This window comes from Streptomyces sp. NPDC048825, from assembly GCF_043198355.1.
Lineage (GTDB): Bacteria > Actinomycetota > Actinomycetes > Streptomycetales > Streptomycetaceae > Streptomyces > Streptomyces xiangluensis.
On the sequence record NZ_JBICUR010000001.1, the window covers coordinates 375,055 to 392,363 of the forward strand.

Here is a 17,309-nt window from a genome sequence, read left to right on the forward strand (position 1 = left end):
GCGGCATGCGTCCCCGTATCGGCCATCCCGGCAGCCCCAGCCCGCGTACCGGGGACGGCTCCGTCGCCGTACGTCCCCGGGCCCGGCAGACCGGCTCCGAGTGATCCCGAGACCGACAGGCCGGTCCCGAGCGACTCGCCCCCGGTGTCTCCGGCGCCGAAACCACCGCCGGCACCGGGCCCGTAGGCTTCCGCGCCCGGGAACTGCCCACCGGGCCCGTTCCGTTGCGTACGGCGGGTCACCGCCCGCACCCGCGCCACGAGTTCGCGCATGCTGAATGGTTTCGCCAGATAGTCGTCAGCACCCAGTTCGAGACCCAGGACACGGTCGGCCTCCTCGCCCCGTGCACTGAGGATGATGATGGGGACGTCGGAGGTCTGCCGGATGCCACGGCAGACGTCGATGCCGTCCACGTCGGGCAGGCCCAGGTCGAGCAGGACGACATCGCCGTACGGCCCCCTCAACCCCTCGGTTCCGGTGCCGACATGATTGACCGCCAGCCCGAAGTGCCCCAGACCCTCGGCGAGCGGTTCGGCGATCGTGTGGTCGTCCTCGATGAGCAGCACTCGTACGCTCATGCGTTCCCGTCTCTCCGTGAACCGTCAACAGCAACCACGCATCCGGACAGCACGAATTTCCGTTGCCGTGGAGAGGACACGCTACAAGAACGGTCAATGGCGCGTAAACGTAGTCCGGGCAATGTGAGCAGACACTCAGAAACCTTCCGAGCCCGCCCTGTTGGCGCTCCCTTAACGCTCCTCTGGGGTGCCCGGACAAATTCTGAGCCATTCCTGGTCGCGTTTTAGTGTTCCCCTAACCTTCGTCTGGCAGTCGCTGTTCTACGGTTGGGGAGACCCGGTCGAACCCCACCCGTGAACTACCCCTTGAATCATCCTGACTACCCCTGACCTGGTCAAACCCTACGCACGATCTGGCGATACGCCATGTCGAACGCGATGGGAAAACCCCTGCCGGGAGGAACCGTGAAGGCATTGCTGGACCACGCCCGCTCGCTCAAGCGACGGGTCGACTTCGAAAGCGGCGAATACCGGAAGCTGGCCGAGGGTCAATGGCCCGAGGCATTGTTCATTACCTGCTCGGACTCACGGGTCATACCCGCCCTGATCACGGGCGCACGGCCCGGAGAAGTATTCGAGCTGCAGAACGCCGGCAATATCGTTCCGCCATATGGACAACCTGGCGCCTCGGGCGAGGCCGCCACCATCGAGTACGCACTGGAGGTGCTCGGCGTTCAGGACATCGTCGTGTGTGGCCATTCCCACTGCGGCGCGATGAGCGCCATCAGGTCCGGCGACGACCTGTCCAGGCTGCCCGGTGTGGACGCCTGGCTGGACCTGGCCCGCCCGCGGCTGGCGCCGGTGCTCGAAGGAACGCCCACCGGACCGTCCCTGTCGGACGTGGTGCAGCTGAACGTCGTCAACCAGCTCGCCGCACTGCGGAGTTATCCGTCGGCACGGCAGCGTCTCGACGAGGACCGGCTGCGGCTGCACGGCTGGTACTACGAGGTGGACACCGGCCAGGTCCATGAGCTGGCCGAGGACGGCCTGTTCCGGGTGCATGCGGCATGAGCGGCACGCACAGGAGGCACGCCAGGAGCCGCGGCGCCGGACCCGACGGCGCGGGCCGCACGGTGAGGGTCGACGCGAGGGGACCGCAGCAGACCGCACCCGCACCTCAGGACGCGTGGGGGACCCCCGGACCGACGGACGAGTGGGCGGCACCCCCGCACCATCAGGACGAATGGCCTGCATCGCCGGGACCCCCGCGCCACGACGCGTGGGCGACACCACCTCATCCGTCCGAACCACCCGGACCAACAGCCCGCCCACCCCGGCCACCCCACGCACCACCCCATGCGGCCGAGGGCCACAGTCCCAGTACGGGCCCCGAGGCCGCCGGGCCGCCCAAGACACCCAAGTCACCCCTGGTCGCGAACCTTTTGAAGGGCGCGAAGAGCTCGAAGGGCTCGAAGGGCTCGAAGTCCCCCAACGCCCCCAAGGCTGACCTGGCCACCGAGATCACGGCATCCCTCGTGGTCTTCCTCGTGGCCCTCCCCCTGTGCATCGGCGTCGCCGTGGCCTCCGGTGTCCCGGCCGAGCTGGGCATCATCTCGGGTGTCATCGGCGGCCTGGTGGTCGGCGCGGCGAAGGGCAGCACCCTCCAGGTCAGCGGCCCGGCCGCCGGTCTCGCCGCCCTGGTCGCCGAGACCGTGGCGGACCTCGGTGTGGCCCAGCTGGGCGTGATCGTCCTCTTCTCGGGCATCCTGCAGATCGTCCTCGGCCTGGTGAAGCTCGGCCGGTTCTTCCAGGCGATTTCCCTGGCGGTCGTCCAGGGCATGCTCGCGGGCATCGGTCTGCCGCTGATATTCAGCCAGGCGTACCCGGCGGCCGACGCCAAGGCCCCCGGCACCCCGCTCGAGAACATGGCCGGCGTCCCCGGCCTGCTCGCCGACACCGTCTCGAACCCGCAGGCGATGATCGCGGCCGGCCTCGGCATCCTCACCGTCGTCCTCAGCTTCATGTGGAAGAAGGTGCCGGGCCCGGTCAACAAGATCCCGGCCGCGCTCGTGGCCGTGGGCATCGGCATCGCGGTCGCCGCCCTACCCGGCGTGAACGTGAAGACGCTCCAGGTCGGCAATCTGCTGGCCTCCGTCGACGTACCCGGCGCGGAGCAGTTCGCGGGCCTGGCCGACCCCGCCGTCATCACGGCGATCCTCACGTTCACCGTGATCGCGTCCGCGGAGTCGCTGTTCACCGCTGCCGCCGTCGACCGTATGCACGACGGCCCGCGCACCCGCTACAACCCCGAGCTCATCGCGCAGGGCGCCGGCAACACGGTGGCGGGCATCCTCGGCGCGCTGCCCATCACGGCGGTGGTGGCCCGCAGTTCGGCCAACGTGCAGGCGGGCGCCAAAACCCGTATGTCCCGCACCCTGCACGGCCTGTGGCTACTGCTGTTCGCGCTGCTGCTGCCGCAGGTGCTGGCCCTGATCCCGATCTCGGTCCTCGCGGGCGTCCTCATCCACAGCGGCTGGAAGCTCTTCGCACCCGCCGAGTTCCCGAAGATGTGGCGCCAGGACCGGGGCGAGTTCGCGGTCATGTCGCTGACCACGCTGGTCATCGTGGCGACGGCCCTGCTGGAGGGCGTCCTGGTCGGCCTCGCCGCGGGCATCATCCTCGCGGCCGTGCGCATGTCGCAGACGGTCATCAAGCAGCACATCGAGGACGACACGGCGAAGGTGGTGATGGCGGGCAACGCGACATTCCTCCGCCTGCCGCAGGTCATCGAGGCCCTGGAGGGCGCCGCCGAGGCCGGCAAGCCGCGCATCCGCCTCGATCTGAAGGGCGTCACCCACCTGGACCACGCCTGCCGCAACCAGGTCGAGGAGTTCGTCACCCAACAGCGCGCCAAGGGGCTGCGCGTGGAACTCCTGATGCCGGGCCCGGCGAAACACACGGCCACCGACACGAAGGCCCCCACCGCACCGGAGTCCTCGCGCACGATCCGGGCCGACGAACCCCTGTCCCAACACCCACCCGCCGCCCCGGCTCCGGGTCCCACCGCCGAGTGGTTCTACCTGGACACCCGCCCGATGCCGGAGGAGTACGCGGAGACCTACACATCCCGCTGACCTCGCGAAAGGGGCGGCGCCTCCGCACAGGCGCCGCCCCTTCCTTTCGCGCACCGGAGCCGCCATCGCGTCGGTGAGGGTCGGGGTGACCGACGACGGCTCCGGAGTCCGGGACAGGATCAGCGGTGGTCGCTGCCCTTCGACGAGGATGCCGCGCGGCCGGCCTCCAGGCGGGCCACCGGGATCCGGAACGGCGAGCAGGATACGTAGTCCAGACCCACCTCGTGGAAGAAGTGGACCGACTCCGGGTCACCGCCGTGCTCACCGCACACGCCGAGTTTCAGATCGGGGCGGGTGGCGCGGCCGGCCTCGACGGCGAGCTTCACCAGGGAGCCGACGCCGTCCTTGTCGATCGTCTCGAACGGGGAGACGCCGAAGATGCCCTTCTCCAGGTACGCCGTGAAGAACGAGGCCTCCACGTCGTCGCGGCTGAAGCCCCACACCGTCTGCGTCAGGTCGTTCGTGCCGAAGCTGAAGAACTCGGCCGCCTCCGCGATCTGGCCCGCCGTCAGCGCGGCCCGCGGCAGTTCGATCATCGTGCCGATCGACAGCTTCAGTTCCGTGCCCGACGCCGCCTCGACCTCGGCGACGACCTGGTCGGCCTCCTCGCGGACGATCTCCAGCTCCTGGACCGTGCCGACCAGCGGGATCATGATCTCGGCTCGCGGGTCGCCCTTCGCCGACTTCCGCTCCGCCGCGGCCTCGGCGATCGCCCGTACCTGCATCGTGAACAGGCCGGGGATGACCAGGCCGAGGCGTACGCCGCGCAGACCCAGCATCGGGTTCTGCTCGTGCAGGCGGTGCACCGCCTGGAGGAGGCGGAGTAGGTTCTCGTGCGGCTCCTGGCGGGACTCCGCCAGGGCGACCCGGACCGAGAGCTCGGTGATGTCGGGCAGGAACTCGTGCAGCGGCGGGTCGAGGAGACGGACCGTCACCGGCAGGCCGTCCATCGCCGAGAACAGTTCCACGAAGTCCTGCTTCTGGAGCGGCAGCAGTTCCTTCAGCGACTCCTCGCGCTCGGCCTCCGTGTCGGCCAGGATGAGGCGCTCGACCAGCTCACGACGGTCACCGAGGAACATGTGCTCCGTGCGGCACAGGCCGATGCCCTGCGCGCCGAAACGACGGGCGCGCATCGCGTCCTCGGCGTTGTCCGCGTTGGCGCGCACCCGCAGGCGACGCTTGCGGTCGGCGAACGCCATGATCCGGTGTACGGCCTCGACCAGTTCGTCGGCGTCCTGGGCGCCCGCGTGCATCCGGCCCTCGAAGTACTCCACGACCGGGGACGGGACCACGGGCACCTCACCGAGGTACACCTTGCCGCTCGACCCGTCGATGGAGATGAGGTCGCCCTCCTCCACCACATGCCCGCCCGGCACCGTCATCCGGCGCCGCTTGGTGTCGACCTCGAGCTCCTCGGCACCGCACACACAGGTCTTGCCCATGCCGCGCGCCACCACGGCGGCGTGCGAGGTCTTGCCGCCGCGCGAGGTCAGGATGCCCTCCGCCGCGATCATGCCGTCCAGGTCGTCCGGGTTCGTCTCGCGGCGGACCAGGATCACCTTCTCGCCCGAACGCGACCACTTCACCGCCGTGTACGAGTCGAAGACCGCCTTGCCGACCGCCGCACCCGGCGACGCCGCGATGCCCCGGCCGACCGTCTGGACCTTCGTGTCCTCGTCGAAGCGCGGGAACATCAGCTGCGCCAACTGGGCGCCGGTGACGCGCTGAAGCGCCTCGGCCTCGTCGATCAGTCCCTGGTCCACCAGTTGTGTCGCGATACGGAAGGCCGCGCCCGCCGTCCGCTTGCCGACGCGCGTCTGGAGCATCCACAACTGGCCGCGCTCGATGGTGAATTCGATGTCGCAGAGATCCTTGTAGTGGTTCTCCAGGGTCTCCATGATCTGCATCAGCTGGTCGTACGACTTCTTGTCGATCTTCTCCAGATCGGCGAGCGGGACCGTGTTGCGGATGCCGGCCACGACGTCCTCGCCCTGCGCGTTCTGCAGGTAGTCGCCGTACACGCCCTGGTGGCCGCTGGCGGGGTCGCGGGTGAAGGCCACGCCCGTACCCGAGTCCGGGCCGAGGTTGCCGAAGACCATCGAGCAGACGTTGACGGCCGTGCCGAGGTCGTGCGGGATGCGCTCCTGGCGGCGGTAGAGCTTCGCGCGGTCGGTGTTCCAGGAGTCGAAGACCGCGTGGATGGCGAGGTCCATCTGCTCGCGCGGGTCCTGCGGAAAGTCGCGCCCGGCCTCGGTCTTGACGATCTTCTTGAACTTGGTGACGAGCTTCTTCAGGTCGGCCGCTTCCAGCTCGGTGTCGACCGAGACCTTCTTGGCCGCCTTCGCCGACTCCAGCGCGTCCTCGAAGAGTTCGCCGTCGACGCCGAGGACGGTCTTGCCGAACATCTGGATGAGCCGCCGGTACGAGTCCCAGGCGAAGCGCTCGTCACCGGCTTGCTTGGCCAGGCCCTGGACCGACTTGTCGGAGAGCCCGATGTTCAGGACGGTGTCCATCATGCCCGGCATGGAGAACTTCGCCCCTGAACGGACCGATACGAGCAGGGGGTTATCGGCCTGCCCGAGTTTCTTGCCCATCTGCTCTTCGAGGGCGTCGAGGTGCGCACTGACCTCGTCACGCAGTGCCGCGGGCTCCGCGCCGCTTTCGAGGTACGTCTTGCACGCCTCGGTGGTGATCGTGAAGCCCGGCGGGACGGGAAGGCCCAGGTTGGTCATCTCGGCGAGGTTCGCGCCTTTGCCACCGAGGAGGTCCTTGAGGTCCTTGTTGCCCTCGGTGAAGTCGTAAACAAACTTCACTCCGCCGACAACACTGTCGCCGCTACCAGTTACGTGGGGATCTTTGTTTTCCGACACGGATCTCGACTCCTCGAGGACGCGCTGGCTGCCCTGACGGCGAGGAACATACCCAGATCGAAGGTACCTCGGTACGTCCACTTACGCGTCATGCGGCCGTAACCGCTCGTCCGCCAACAGATCGCAAGTCAAGACCTGGCAATGAGTCGGAAGTTGGTGTTTTCACTTCCCGAACGAGTCAACGCACGTAGACCCGCCAGAGCGCTCAGATGAGCGGCACTCCACACGTGTGAGTTCGAGTCGTGAACGATCAAGGGGTGGCACTGAGTGCCACCCCTTGGAGAAGTGCAATGGCCCAAGATCCGCTCATCTGAGCGCAACCCTTATCAAGGGTGGCAAGAATCACGCCGATGGAAGCGGCCAGATTTCACCATGCGGACGCGTACGCGGACCGTAACGCCGATGTCACACACGGATCCGCACCCATGCGACCACCGCGCAGACCCGCACCCCGGCCGACTCACACGCCCATCGCCAGCAGTCGCTCCTCAGCCCGCTCTGGCGCGTACAGGTGCTCCACCACCAGCAGCCCCGCCCCCACCAGGCCCGCCCGCTCCCCCAGCCGTGAGGTGACCACGTCCAGGTGGGCGGTGGAGCGGGGCAGGGCGCGCTGGTAGAGCAGCTCGCGTACGCCCGTGAGGAACGGAGTTCCGGCCAGATCCCCGGCGATCATCAGCACCCCGGGGTTGAGCAGCGTCACCACGGTCGCCAGTACGTCACCGACCAGCCGCCCGGCGTCCCGCGCCAGCGCCGCCGCCCCCGGATGCCCGGCGGTCAGCAGATCCCGCACATCTGAGCCGGACGAAGCCGGCACCCCGGTCTCCACAAGCCGCCGCGCCACGGCGCCGCCACTGGCGACGGCGGCGAGACAGCCGTACGAACCGCACTTGCACAAGGCGTCGGCGCCCTCCGGGACCCGTATGTGCCCGATGTCCCCGGCGCCTCCGTCGATGCCCCGGTAGATCGTGCCGCCGACCACGACGCCCGCGCCGATGCCGGTGGAGACCTTGATCAGGACGAAGGCCGAGCAGTCCGGGTAGGCGGTGCGCTGTTCGCCGTACGCCATGAGGTTGGCGTCGTTGTCCACCAGCACCGGGACGGATTCGGCGCCCGTGTGCTCGGCGAAGGAGCGGGTCAGCCGGGTTCTTATGTCGTAGCCGTCCCAGCCGGGCATGATCGGCGGCTGGACGACGCGGCCGGTGTCGCTGTCGACCGGCCCCGGCACGGAGAGCCCGATCCCGCACACCTCCTGCGCCCGGTGCCCCGCCTTCTCCAGCAGCTCACCGAACCAGCGGCCGAGTTCGCCGAGCACCACGTCCGGGCCGTCCTCGATGAGCAGCGACCCCGTGTGCTCGGCAAGCAGTTCGCCGGTGAGCGAGAGGACCGCGGCGCGCGCATGCCGGGTGTCGAGGTCGGCAGCGAGGACGACGGCATGTGAGTCGTCGAACTCAAGTCGGACCGAGGGCCGGCCGCCGAGCGGCGATTCCACCGGGCCCGCGGCACCCTCGCGCAGCCAGCCCGCCCTGAAAAGCCGGTCGAGGCGCTGGCCCACCGTGGCCCGGGACAGGCCCGTGACCTGCTGCAAGGCACCGCGCGTGGTGGCCCGCCCGCTGCGCACCAGCGCCAGCAGCTCGCCTGCGCTCGCCTGGCCGCCCACCCTCCCGGCCCGTCCTGCCATACCGGTCCTCCCGGCGTTCCCGGTCATGCACACCCTCTTGCGTTCCTCAACTCTGCATTACATATTGAGTTTTGCGTGTTAAATAGACGTAACCCTACGGCAGCATCAACCGAACTGGCCGGACATACGTCTTCGTGGAGACCCGAGTGGACCGCTCGACCCAGCTCACAGCCCGCCGCACCGGACCCCTGGGGCCCGTACGCACCTCGGCCTCACCCCCATTTTCCGGCCACGGTGAGATCGGCCATTCCGGGACGGCCGTATACGATCCGGGCCCCGCCGCGCGCTCGCTGCACCTGAGGGCCGCCCGGGTGCTGCACGACAACTGGACCGGGACGTCCACGGTGCCCTCGCGCGGCCTGTATCCCCACCAGTGGTCCTGGGACTCGGCGTTCATCGCGATCGGGCTGCGCCATCTGTCGCCGCTCAGGGCACAGGTCGAGCTGGAGACGCTGCTGGACGCGCAGTGGGGCGACGGCCGGATTCCGCACATCGTCTTCAACCCCTCCGTCCCGCTGGATGCGTACTTCCCGAGCCCCGACTTCTGGCGCTCCTCCACCGCGGGACACGCCGCGGGCGCCCCGCGCACCGTACAGACGTCGGGCATCGTGCAGCCACCGGTGCACGCGCTCGCCGCCTGGCTGGTGCATGTCGCCGACCCGGGCCTGTCACGGGCCCGCGGCTTCCTGTCCCGCCTCTATCCGCAGCTCGCGGCCTGGCACCGCTATCTGCTGCACCGCCGGGACCTGGGCGGCGGGGGCCTGGCCTCCGTGGTCCACCCGTGGGAACAGGGCATGGACAACGCCCCCTCCTGGGACGCCCCGCTCAGCCGCGTCACACCTGCCCCGCCCCGCACCTTCCGCCGCGCCGACCTGGACCACGGGGCCGCCTCGGACCGGCCTACGGATCTGGACTACGGGCGGTATGTGGCGCTGGCGAGCGACTACCGGGACCGTGGATATGCCGATGGGGCGGGCAACTTCGCGGTCGAGGACCCGGCGTTCAACGCGCTCCTGATCGCCTCCGAGTACGCGCTGGCCCGGATCGCCCGCGAGCTGGGCGCCAATGCCACGGCCCGCCGCGCACGGGCGGAGCGGCTGACGGCGGCACTGGTGGAGCGGTTGTGGGACCCGGCGGAGGGGATGTTCTTCTGCCGGGACGTACGGACCGGGGAGCTCATCCCCGAGCGCGGCGTGGCCGGACTCGTCCCGCTGCTCCTGCCCGCCCTGCCCCGTGACGTCGCCGACAGCCTCGTACAGACGATGCGCGGCCCGCACTTCGGGCTCGGCGGCGCCACCCGGCTCGTACCGAGTTACGACCTGACCGGCGAGGCCTTCGATCCGCACCGGTACTGGCGGGGCCCGGCCTGGTTCAACACCAACTGGATGCTGGAGCGGGGCCTCAGGCTGCACGGGGAGCAGGCCCTCGCGGACGGCCTGCGGAGCGCGCTGCTCGGCACGGCGGGCGCGTCCGGATTCGCGGAGTACGTGACCCCGTACGCCGGCGAGGCCTGCGGAGCGCCCGGCTTCAGCTGGACCGCCGCGCTGACGCTCGACCTGCTGCACGACCACGACCACGACCACCAGCACGAGCCGCCCGGCCCGGCACACAACACGGCACAGGGCGCGGTGCGCGCAAGCGAAGAGATCGGCAAGGGTGCCAAGGGAGGGAACCAGGTATGACGGACCGGCAGCATCTGCTTGTGCACGGTGGGACGTTCGCGGCCGTGGGCGACGGTGGGGACATCAGCGGAGTGCGTGGCAGCGGCTCCCCGGACGGGCTGTTCGTACGAGACGCCCGGCACCTGAGCCGCTGGCAGCTGACCGTCGACGGCGCGGTGCCCGAGTTGCTGTCTCCGGTCGCGGACGGCGACGCGGCGCGCTGCGTTCTCGTACCGCGCGGTGGCCGCCAGGAGCCGCCCGCGTACACGATCTTCCGTGAACAGGCCGTCGCCGACGGCGCGTTCGTCGAGGCGCTGCGCGTCACCAGCAACCGTCCGGTGCCGACGACGGTCCGGATCGCGGTCACCGCGGACGCCGACTTCTCGGACCAGTTCGAGCTGCGCTCCGACCACCGTACGTACGCCAAGATCGGCGCCGTCCGCTCCCGCGAAATCCTGGACGACGGCGTGGAGTTCAGCTATCGGCGCGGTGAGTGGCGTTCTTCCACGACGGTCACCGCCGAGCCCGCGCCGGAAGGCGTCGAGGAGACGGGGACGGGCGCCCGTCGCCTGGTCTGGGCCCTCGACCTGGAACCGCACGGTTCCGCAGAGCTGGCCCTCCGGGTCGCGGCCCGCCCGCACGGCACGCCGCACCCGGAGGTGCCGGCCTCCCCGTCCGCCGCGAACGAGCAACTTCGCGTGCTGGAGGGCGGGTTCACCGAGGGTGTGCCCTTCCCGACGGGCTGGCCGGAGTTGGCCGCGGCCTGCGCGCGGGGCCTCGCCGACCTGGCCGTCCTCCAGGTTCCGGCAACGGGACCCGACGGAGAGGAACTTCGCGTCCCGGCAGCCGGAGTCCCCTGGTTCCTGACGCTGCTCGGCCGGGACGCGCTCCTCACCTCCCTCTTCACGCTCCCCTACCGCCCCCAGCTCGCCGCGGCCACCCTGCCCGCGCTCGCCGCCGCGCAGGCGACCGCGACCGGCACCGGGGCCGTGGCCCAGCCGGGCAAGATCGTGCACGAGGTACGGCACGGGGAGCTGGCGCACTTCGGGCAGGTGCCGTACGGGCGTTACTACGGCTCGGTCGACGCCACGCCGCTGTTCCTGGTGCTGCTCGGCGCGTACGTCGAGCAGACCGGCGATGTCGCCACGGCCCGCCGCCTCGAGCCGCACGCCCGCGCGGCGATCGGCTGGATGCTGGACCACGGTGGCCTCACCTCGCGCGGCTACCTCGTCTACCGCGCCGACGAGGGCGGTCTCGCCAACCAGAACTGGAAGGACTCCCCCGGCGCCATCTGCTCCGCCGACGGCAGCCGCGCCACCGGGCCGGTCATGGCCGCGGGTGCCCAGGGGTACGCGTACGACGCCCTGCGCCGTACCGCGCATCTGTCGCGCACGGTGTGGCAGGACGAGGTGTACGCGGCGTTGCTGGAGCAGGCGGCGGGCGACCTCCGTGATCGCTTCCAGCGGGACTTCTGGATGCCTGAACGCGCCTTTCCCGCACTGGCGTTGGACGGTGACGGCAACCAGGTGGACGCACTCGCCTCCGACGCCGGGCATCTGTTGTGGTCGGGGCTGCTGGACAAGGAGTACGGGGAGTTGGTGGGGCGGCGGTTGCTGGAGCCGGACTTCTTCTCCGGGTGGGGGGTGCGGACGGTGGCCTCCGGCCAGGCCGCGTACCATCCGCTGTCGTATCACCGGGGGTCTGTGTGGCCGCATGACAACGCGTTGATCGCGTTGGGGTTGGCGCGGTACGGGTTGCACGACGAGGCTCGGGCGGTCGCCCATGCGCTGGTGGACGCGGCGACGGCCGCGGGTCATCGTCTGCCGGAGGTCCTTGCGGGCTATGGCCGCGACAGTCACGGGGAGCCGGTGCCCTATCCGCATGCGTGCGTGCGGGAATCCCGGTCGGCGGCGGCTCCATTGGCGTTGCTGACGGCTGTTGGGGGCGCTTAAGAGCTCGGGGCTATATGTCGGTTCGCGAGGGCGGGTCCACGATGAGTATCAGTGGGCGGCGAGAGGTGAGGTCGTCTGTCCTCTTGCCCGTACTCAGAGGTCGTCCACGTCGACCAGCCCGTCCTGGATGGCGCGGGCCACCAGGCTTGCCTTGGTCCGCGCGGGGCGGCCGACGTTCGCGTACTTGATCCGCACCCGGTCCAGATACGAGTTGACCGTCCGTACGGAGATGCCGAGACGCTGCGCGACCAACTCCTTCGACTCCGACTGGAACCACTCGATGAGCACGTTCTCCTCGCGCGCGGAGAGCAGGGGGCGGTCGGCGCGGGTGTTGGTTCCCAGCGCGCCGGCCAGCGCGGGCGGCATGTAGGGCCGCTCATCGGCTGCTGCCAGCGTCGCCTCGACCAGGTGCTCTCGGCCCTCGCTCTTGGTCAGAAAGGTCGCGGCTCCCAGGTCAAGGCAGCCGAGTGCTGTCTTCTCGTCATCCCGCATCGAATAGACGACCACCTGCCGCCCGGCGTCGACGAGTCTTCGAAGGCTGCCGAAGGCGGGGCCGCCCTCGCCCAGTTGCAGATCCAGGACGACGACATCGGCGGTGCTGCCCGGCGCGGTCCAGGCTTCCTGTACGGAGCCGCCGGCCGCGACCACGGTGATGGGCCGCCGCGATGCGGCGTACCACGCCTCTACTCCCGCGAGGATGGCGGGATGGTCGTCCACGACGACCACGCTGACTGGTGCGTTGTCACTCATGTCAGCTCAACTCCGGAGGCCGCCGGTCTTCTCCAGCCGGCCTCCACCCACACACTTCCACCGCGCATTGTTCGGGCCACGGTCACCTTCGCGTCCGTGGCACGGCCGTGGGCTTGAGCAGCCTCTGCCGTGCCACGGCCGCCGGCGCAGTCCTCGCTGACCACGCTCACCCGGACCGCGCGGGGGGTCCACACGACCGTCACCCGCGCGGTCGAGCGGGTACGGCCCAGAATCACCGCCACCGGATCGATCAGCTCCCTGCGTACCTCCACAGGCACCTCACCCGACTGGCCTCGTACGGCCAGGCTCACCGTCATCCCCTGGTGCTCGGCCACCTCGACGCACGCCTGCAACTCGTTCAGCAGCGGGTCCAAGACGGCATCGCCCTCGGCGAACAGGCGGCGCATACGGGCGGCTTCCACGCCGCACCGGAGCCTGACCTCCTCGTCGTGCGGGCTCAGCACACCGTGGCCGAGTCCCACGAGCAGCGGCACTGTCGTCGCCGTCAGGGCGCGGTAGCGCTCCTTGTGATCACGCTGCATGTCCTCGTGGATGCGTTCCCGGGTACGCAGTTCCTCCTCCTGTGCGGCCGCGGTCCCCGCTGCCGGTGCCATACCGTGGAGCAGGCGCGTCAGTAGGACACCGACGGAGAGCTGGAAGCCGCAGATGGATACCGTGGAGATCCCCATGGCGGCCGACTCCGCGGCGGTGGGAGCCCCCGACAAGAACACAGCGGCCGCGTTGAGCCCGATATGCGCCCCGAGGAACGCCGCGAACACCCGGACCCGCAGGTCTGCCAGCAGGAACAGCGCATGCCAGCCGACCAGTCCGAACGCCCAGTCCTCGGCACCTGTCAACCGCTCCGGCGGGAGCGTGAACGCGCCTGTCGCCGAAACGGTCAGTACCGCGCCCAGGCTCCACCAGCGCACCCTGGGCGGCACCTGCCTGCCGCGCAGCAGATAGGCGGCCCCGGTCGCCGCGACGGCGGCGAGGCAGACGAAGGCCGCTGTCTGTGCCCACGCCGGGTGGTACACGTCCTGGTAGGCCGTGAGCTGGCGCAGCGAGATGGCGAACTGCGCCACCAGGCTGATCAGCAGTGCGGCCAGTTGGGCCCCGTAAAGCAGCTGCCCGCGGATGAGGCGGACGACAGCGGTGTGCTGTGCCTGGGCGCGGGGCGGGCGCGGTACGCCGTCGGTCACCTGCGCTCCGTCTGCTGCCTGTGACGCCCGAGCTCCTGCCTGTGACGCCCGAGCCCGGCCGTGCCAGCGCCACTGCACGAGGGTCCCGGTGCCCGGACGTGAGGTAACGGAAGCGGAGCCGCCGACCGCGTGCATCCTGCCGATGATGGAACCGGAGATGCCCCGGCGCCGTGCGGGGACGGACTCCGGATCGAAGCCCCGTCCCGCGTCGGACAGTTCGACGACGGCGCCGTCCTCCTCTGCCCATGCCCTGAGCTCCGCCTCCCGCACCCCGGCATGGCGTGCCACATTGGTGACGGCCTCCCGGACCCCGTTGAATATCGCGAGCCCAGGCCCGGACGGAATCGCGAGCGGGCCGTCGATGTGCGTCTTGAGCTGCACCCTGGCCTGTCCCTCACCCTCGGGCACACAGCCGAGAAGCTCCGCGAGGTCGACGCTCTCCTTCTCGAATCCGGGCATGGCGGACAATGCCTCCAGATCCTGTCTGGCACGTAGAGGCAGCCACGACCAGTCCCGGCCGTCGCCCTGGGAGACCATCAGCAGTGTCGCGCTCGCCGTGTCGTGCAGGGTCGCCAGGTACTCGCGCTCGGTTGCCCTCCGTGCGGCGGCGACCTCGGCCTCCCGGCGCGACGCCGCCCTGGCCGCGGCCGACCGGTCAGCCGCCCTGGCCCGCGCCCGAACGATGAGGTAGGCGGCCCTCGACAGGCCCCCCTCGATCAGCATGCGCACCAGGGGTACCAACTCCGGGCTGTGCCCGGGCGAGGAGAGGACGTCGCCCAGCACGCAGGCGACAGCCCCCAACGCGGCCAGGCCAACCCCGGCCACTGGGCGCGTCGCCCACTCGTGCTGGAAAGTGATGACGCTGATGCCGACAATCGCCTCCACCATCACATCCGCGCCATCGCCGCCGAGCACCGGCTGAGACAGTCCTGTCAGCACCAACACGGCCGCGTCCAACGTCCACAGCAGGGCGAACGGGAGCGGGTGGCGCAGCGCGTAGAGGCGCACACCGCAGGCCAGGACAGCGGGCACCAGCAAAGACATCGCCAGGGGAATCCCCGCCACGTCCGCCGAGACGACACCCAGCGCACTGCCCAGGCAGACCACGGTGGACCGGAGCCACACCCCGTACCGCTCGAGGGTCAGGTTCAACAGGCGCTCACTGGACCTGGGCCCGTCTCTGGGCCCGTCTATCGGCTCAGCGGCCCCATCCCCGTTCCCCCCGTATCCCCCATGCCGCACAGCAACAAGGGTAGTTGATCCACGATCAAGGAAGAGCGCCCGTTCAGCCCCGGCCTCGGTGCGATGAAGGCGTCAGGTCGGCCTTCTGATTCCAGCCGCCGAACGACAACTGAGCTGCCCGCGTTGTGCAGCGGCAGTCGAAGCTCAACAAGGTCACGGCTGTGAACGAGAGGCGGTCTCGGCCGCTGCCTTGCGCGTATTCCGGTGTGTGCGGCGACCGTTCCTTGTGGGGCAAACGACCGGCACACTCAGCGACCGGGCCGGGCTACTGTGCCCGTCGTACGGGGCTGACACCGGCCGTGGCGGGCGCGCATGACCTCACTTTCACTGTGATGATTCTTAGTTCACGCTGCTTCAGTCGCACCCGCAGTCCCGTCCTGCAGGAACTCGGGCAAGCCGCCCGGCAATCGGAAGGTGGAGCAAAGTTGATCAAAATCCGAAGCGGGCGCGCCAAGTCGGCTACGGCCGCGGGGGCCCTTCTGGCCGGCCTCCTCGGCGGCGTCCTCGCCGGCGCGCCGTCCGCGACCGCGGCCACGGCTGCCTCCCCTTGCAGCTACGGGGCTACGATTTACAACAGAGTCACAAACCCCACCTCTTACAAGTACGTCCCCTACGTCACCGGCGATGGGAGCAATTGCTGGCTGGACCGGGGGATGAGCAACACGGCAGTCCGCGCCCTTCAGAAGAACCTGAATTCCTGCTACGGATACGGCCTGGCAACGGATGGGGTCTTCGGAGCCCTCACCGAGTCGGCGCTCATCTCCGTTCAGAGGAGGGTGGGTGTCAGGGCGGACGGCGATTACGGCCCCAATACGCGGGATGCGATGGTGTGGGCGAACTACAGCATGGAAACCGGGGCGCGGATCAGCTGTAACTGACGAACAGCTGATCCGCCGCCCGGTGCCCGGCGTGGACAGTCGGGACGGTTCGGTCCGCGCCCTGCGAGGGGAAGGCGCGGCTCGGAATTGGGCGCCGCCGTTGTTCACAGCGGCGGCGTCCACTCGACCGCTTGCGCCGCTGCCCGCGCGGCCCGAGCACCTGGGCCCGGCACCACCGCCTGCAAGCCCATCCGGCAATGGGAGCGGGGAACTGCGCGACCAGCCCTCACGCACCCGCAGCGAACACTCAGCCCCCGGACGTGTCCAACTCCGCGTCCTCGCCGATCCCGGCGCAGTCGTACGGGTCCTTGAGCCAGCCGTCCGGCAGGACAACCCTGTTGTTGCCGGACGTACGGCCGCGAGGCCCGTCCGCGCCCGTCGGCCACGGCTGGTCCAGGTCCAACTCCGCGAGACCCTCGGAGAGTTCCTCCAGGGACGACGTGATCGCAAGGCGCTTGCGCATCTCCGACCCCACCGCGAAACCCTTCAGGTACCAGGCCACATGCTTGCGGAAGTCGATGACTCCGCGGCTCTCGTCGCCGATCCACTCCCCGAGCAGGGTCGCGTGTCGGACCATCACCGTCGCCACCTCACGAAGCGTCGGACGGGCGCTGCATCCATCAGAGCCTCCGGCCCGGGCGGCCGGGCGCCCCTCGAACGCCGCCACCAAGTCCGAGAACAGCCACGGCCGTCCGAGGCAACCCCGGCCGACCACCACCCCGTCGCAACCAGTCACCCGCACCATCCGCAGCGCGTCGTCCGCCGACCAGATGTCGCCGTTGCCGAGGACCGGGATCTCCGGCACGTGCTCCTTGAGGCGGGCGATCGCGTCCCAGTCCGCCGTACCGCCGTAGTGCTGCGCGGCCGTCCGGCCGTGGAGGGCGATCGCCGTCACGCCCTCCTCGACGGCGATCCGGCCCGCGTCCAGATACGTGATGTGGTCGTCGTCGATGCCCTTGCGCATCTTCATCGTGACCGGCAGGTCCCCCGCGCCGCTCACCGCCTCGCGCAGGATCGCGCGCAGCAGGTTGCGCTTGTACGGGAGGGCCGAGCCGCCGCCCTTGCGCGTCACCTTCGGTACCGGGCAGCCGAAGTTGAGGTCGATGTGGTCGGCGAGGTCCTCCTCCGCGATCATGCGGACGGCCTTGCCGACGGTCGCCGGGTCGACCCCGTACAGCTGGATCGAGCGCGGAGTCTCCGAGGCGTCGAAGTGGATCAGCTGCATGGTCTTCTCGTTGCGTTCGACCAGCGCCCGTGTCGTGATCATCTCGCTGACGAACAAGCCCTTGCCGCCGCTGAACTCCCTGCACAGCGTGCGGAACGGCGCGTTCGTGATCCCGGCCATGGGGGCGAGGACGACGGGCGGCTGCACCGGGTGCGGGCCGATCGACAGCGTGGGGTTCAGGAGAGGTGTGGGCGTGGGCATG

10 protein-coding genes and 1 pseudogene are annotated in these 17,309 nt (G+C 69.8%); 5 read left to right on the plus strand and 6 right to left on the minus strand.

The genetic code is table 11. The features are described from left to right. Positions 1 to 305: 305 nt before the first annotated feature. Positions 306 to 578: pseudogene (locus ACGFNK_RS01705) on the minus strand (response regulator); the annotation flags it as partial. Positions 579 to 983: 405 nt separating this feature from the next. Here ACGFNK_RS01705 and ACGFNK_RS01710 point away from each other — a divergent pair. Next, positions 984 to 1,589, plus strand: a complete 606-nt coding sequence (locus tag ACGFNK_RS01710) for a carbonic anhydrase (RefSeq protein WP_386353449.1) — start codon at positions 984 to 986, stop codon at positions 1,587 to 1,589. Between the two features lie 371 nt (positions 1,590 to 1,960). Further along, positions 1,961 to 3,652, plus strand: coding sequence for a SulP family inorganic anion transporter (locus ACGFNK_RS01715; protein ID WP_393410895.1), 1,692 nt, complete (start codon positions 1,961 to 1,963; stop codon positions 3,650 to 3,652). Between the two features lie 119 nt (positions 3,653 to 3,771). Here ACGFNK_RS01715 and ppdK read toward each other — a convergent pair whose 3' ends face one another. Together ppdK and ACGFNK_RS01725 are read right to left on the minus strand one after the other, a co-directional pair. Continuing rightward, positions 3,772 to 6,522 carry a pyruvate, phosphate dikinase gene (ppdK, locus tag ACGFNK_RS01720; RefSeq protein ID WP_393410897.1) on the minus strand — a complete coding sequence of 917 codons (2,751 nt, stop codon included), beginning with the start codon at positions 6,520 to 6,522 and terminating at the stop codon, positions 3,772 to 3,774. Positions 6,523 to 6,982: 460 nt separating this feature from the next. Next, positions 6,983 to 8,200 (minus strand): ROK family protein, encoded by a 1,218-nt coding sequence (locus ACGFNK_RS01725; protein ID WP_393410899.1) that lies wholly within the window; start codon positions 8,198 to 8,200, stop codon positions 6,983 to 6,985. Positions 8,201 to 8,346: 146 nt separating this feature from the next. On the opposite strand from ACGFNK_RS01725, the gene ACGFNK_RS01730 reads away from it, so the two are divergent. Beyond that, positions 8,347 to 9,882, plus strand: a complete 1,536-nt coding sequence (locus ACGFNK_RS01730; protein ID WP_393410901.1) for a trehalase family glycosidase — start codon at positions 8,347 to 8,349, stop codon at positions 9,880 to 9,882. Then, on the plus strand, positions 9,879 to 11,813 hold the full coding sequence (locus ACGFNK_RS01735) for a glycogen debranching N-terminal domain-containing protein (protein WP_393410903.1): 1,935 nt from the start codon (positions 9,879 to 9,881) through the stop codon (positions 11,811 to 11,813). Before ACGFNK_RS01730 ends, ACGFNK_RS01735 begins: the two co-directional genes overlap by 4 nt. Positions 11,814 to 11,906: 93 nt before the next feature. Here ACGFNK_RS01735 and ACGFNK_RS01740 read toward each other — a convergent pair whose 3' ends face one another. Both ACGFNK_RS01740 and ACGFNK_RS01745 read right to left on the minus strand, forming a co-directional pair. Beyond that, positions 11,907 to 12,563, minus strand: coding sequence for a response regulator (locus ACGFNK_RS01740; protein ID WP_393410905.1), 657 nt, complete (start codon positions 12,561 to 12,563; stop codon positions 11,907 to 11,909). Then, a complete protein-coding gene (locus tag ACGFNK_RS01745; RefSeq protein WP_393410907.1) occupies positions 12,560 to 14,914 on the minus strand; it encodes a sensor histidine kinase in 2,355 nt (784 codons plus the stop codon). Before ACGFNK_RS01745 ends, ACGFNK_RS01740 begins: the two co-directional genes overlap by 4 nt. Positions 14,915 to 15,429: 515 nt before the next feature. Between ACGFNK_RS01745 and ACGFNK_RS01750 the strand changes: the two genes are divergently transcribed. After that, positions 15,430 to 15,882, plus strand: coding sequence for a peptidoglycan-binding protein (locus ACGFNK_RS01750; RefSeq protein ID WP_393410909.1), 453 nt, complete (start codon positions 15,430 to 15,432; stop codon positions 15,880 to 15,882). A gap of 247 nt (positions 15,883 to 16,129) precedes the next feature. On the opposite strand, the gene dusB is transcribed toward ACGFNK_RS01750, so the two are convergent. Then, a complete protein-coding gene (gene dusB / locus ACGFNK_RS01755) occupies positions 16,130 to 17,308 on the minus strand; it encodes a tRNA dihydrouridine synthase DusB (RefSeq protein ID WP_393410911.1) in 1,179 nt (392 codons plus the stop codon). Position 17,309 lies beyond the last annotated feature (1 nt).

What these genes read in the sequence shown, in the direction of transcription:
- ACGFNK_RS01725 (WP_393410899.1), bottom strand. Translation starts at nt 8,200, where the DNA reads ATGGCAGGACGGGCCGGGAGGGTGGGCGGCCAGGCGAGCGCAGGCGAG.
- ACGFNK_RS01735 (WP_393410903.1), top strand. Translation starts at nt 9,879, where the DNA reads ATGACGGACCGGCAGCATCTGCTTGTGCACGGTGGGACGTTCGCGGCC.
- ACGFNK_RS01740 (WP_393410905.1), bottom strand. Translation starts at nt 12,563, where the DNA reads ATGAGTGACAACGCACCAGTCAGCGTGGTCGTCGTGGACGACCATCCC.
- dusB (WP_393410911.1), bottom strand. Translation starts at nt 17,308, where the DNA reads ATGCCCACGCCCACACCTCTCCTGAACCCCACGCTGTCGATCGGCCCG.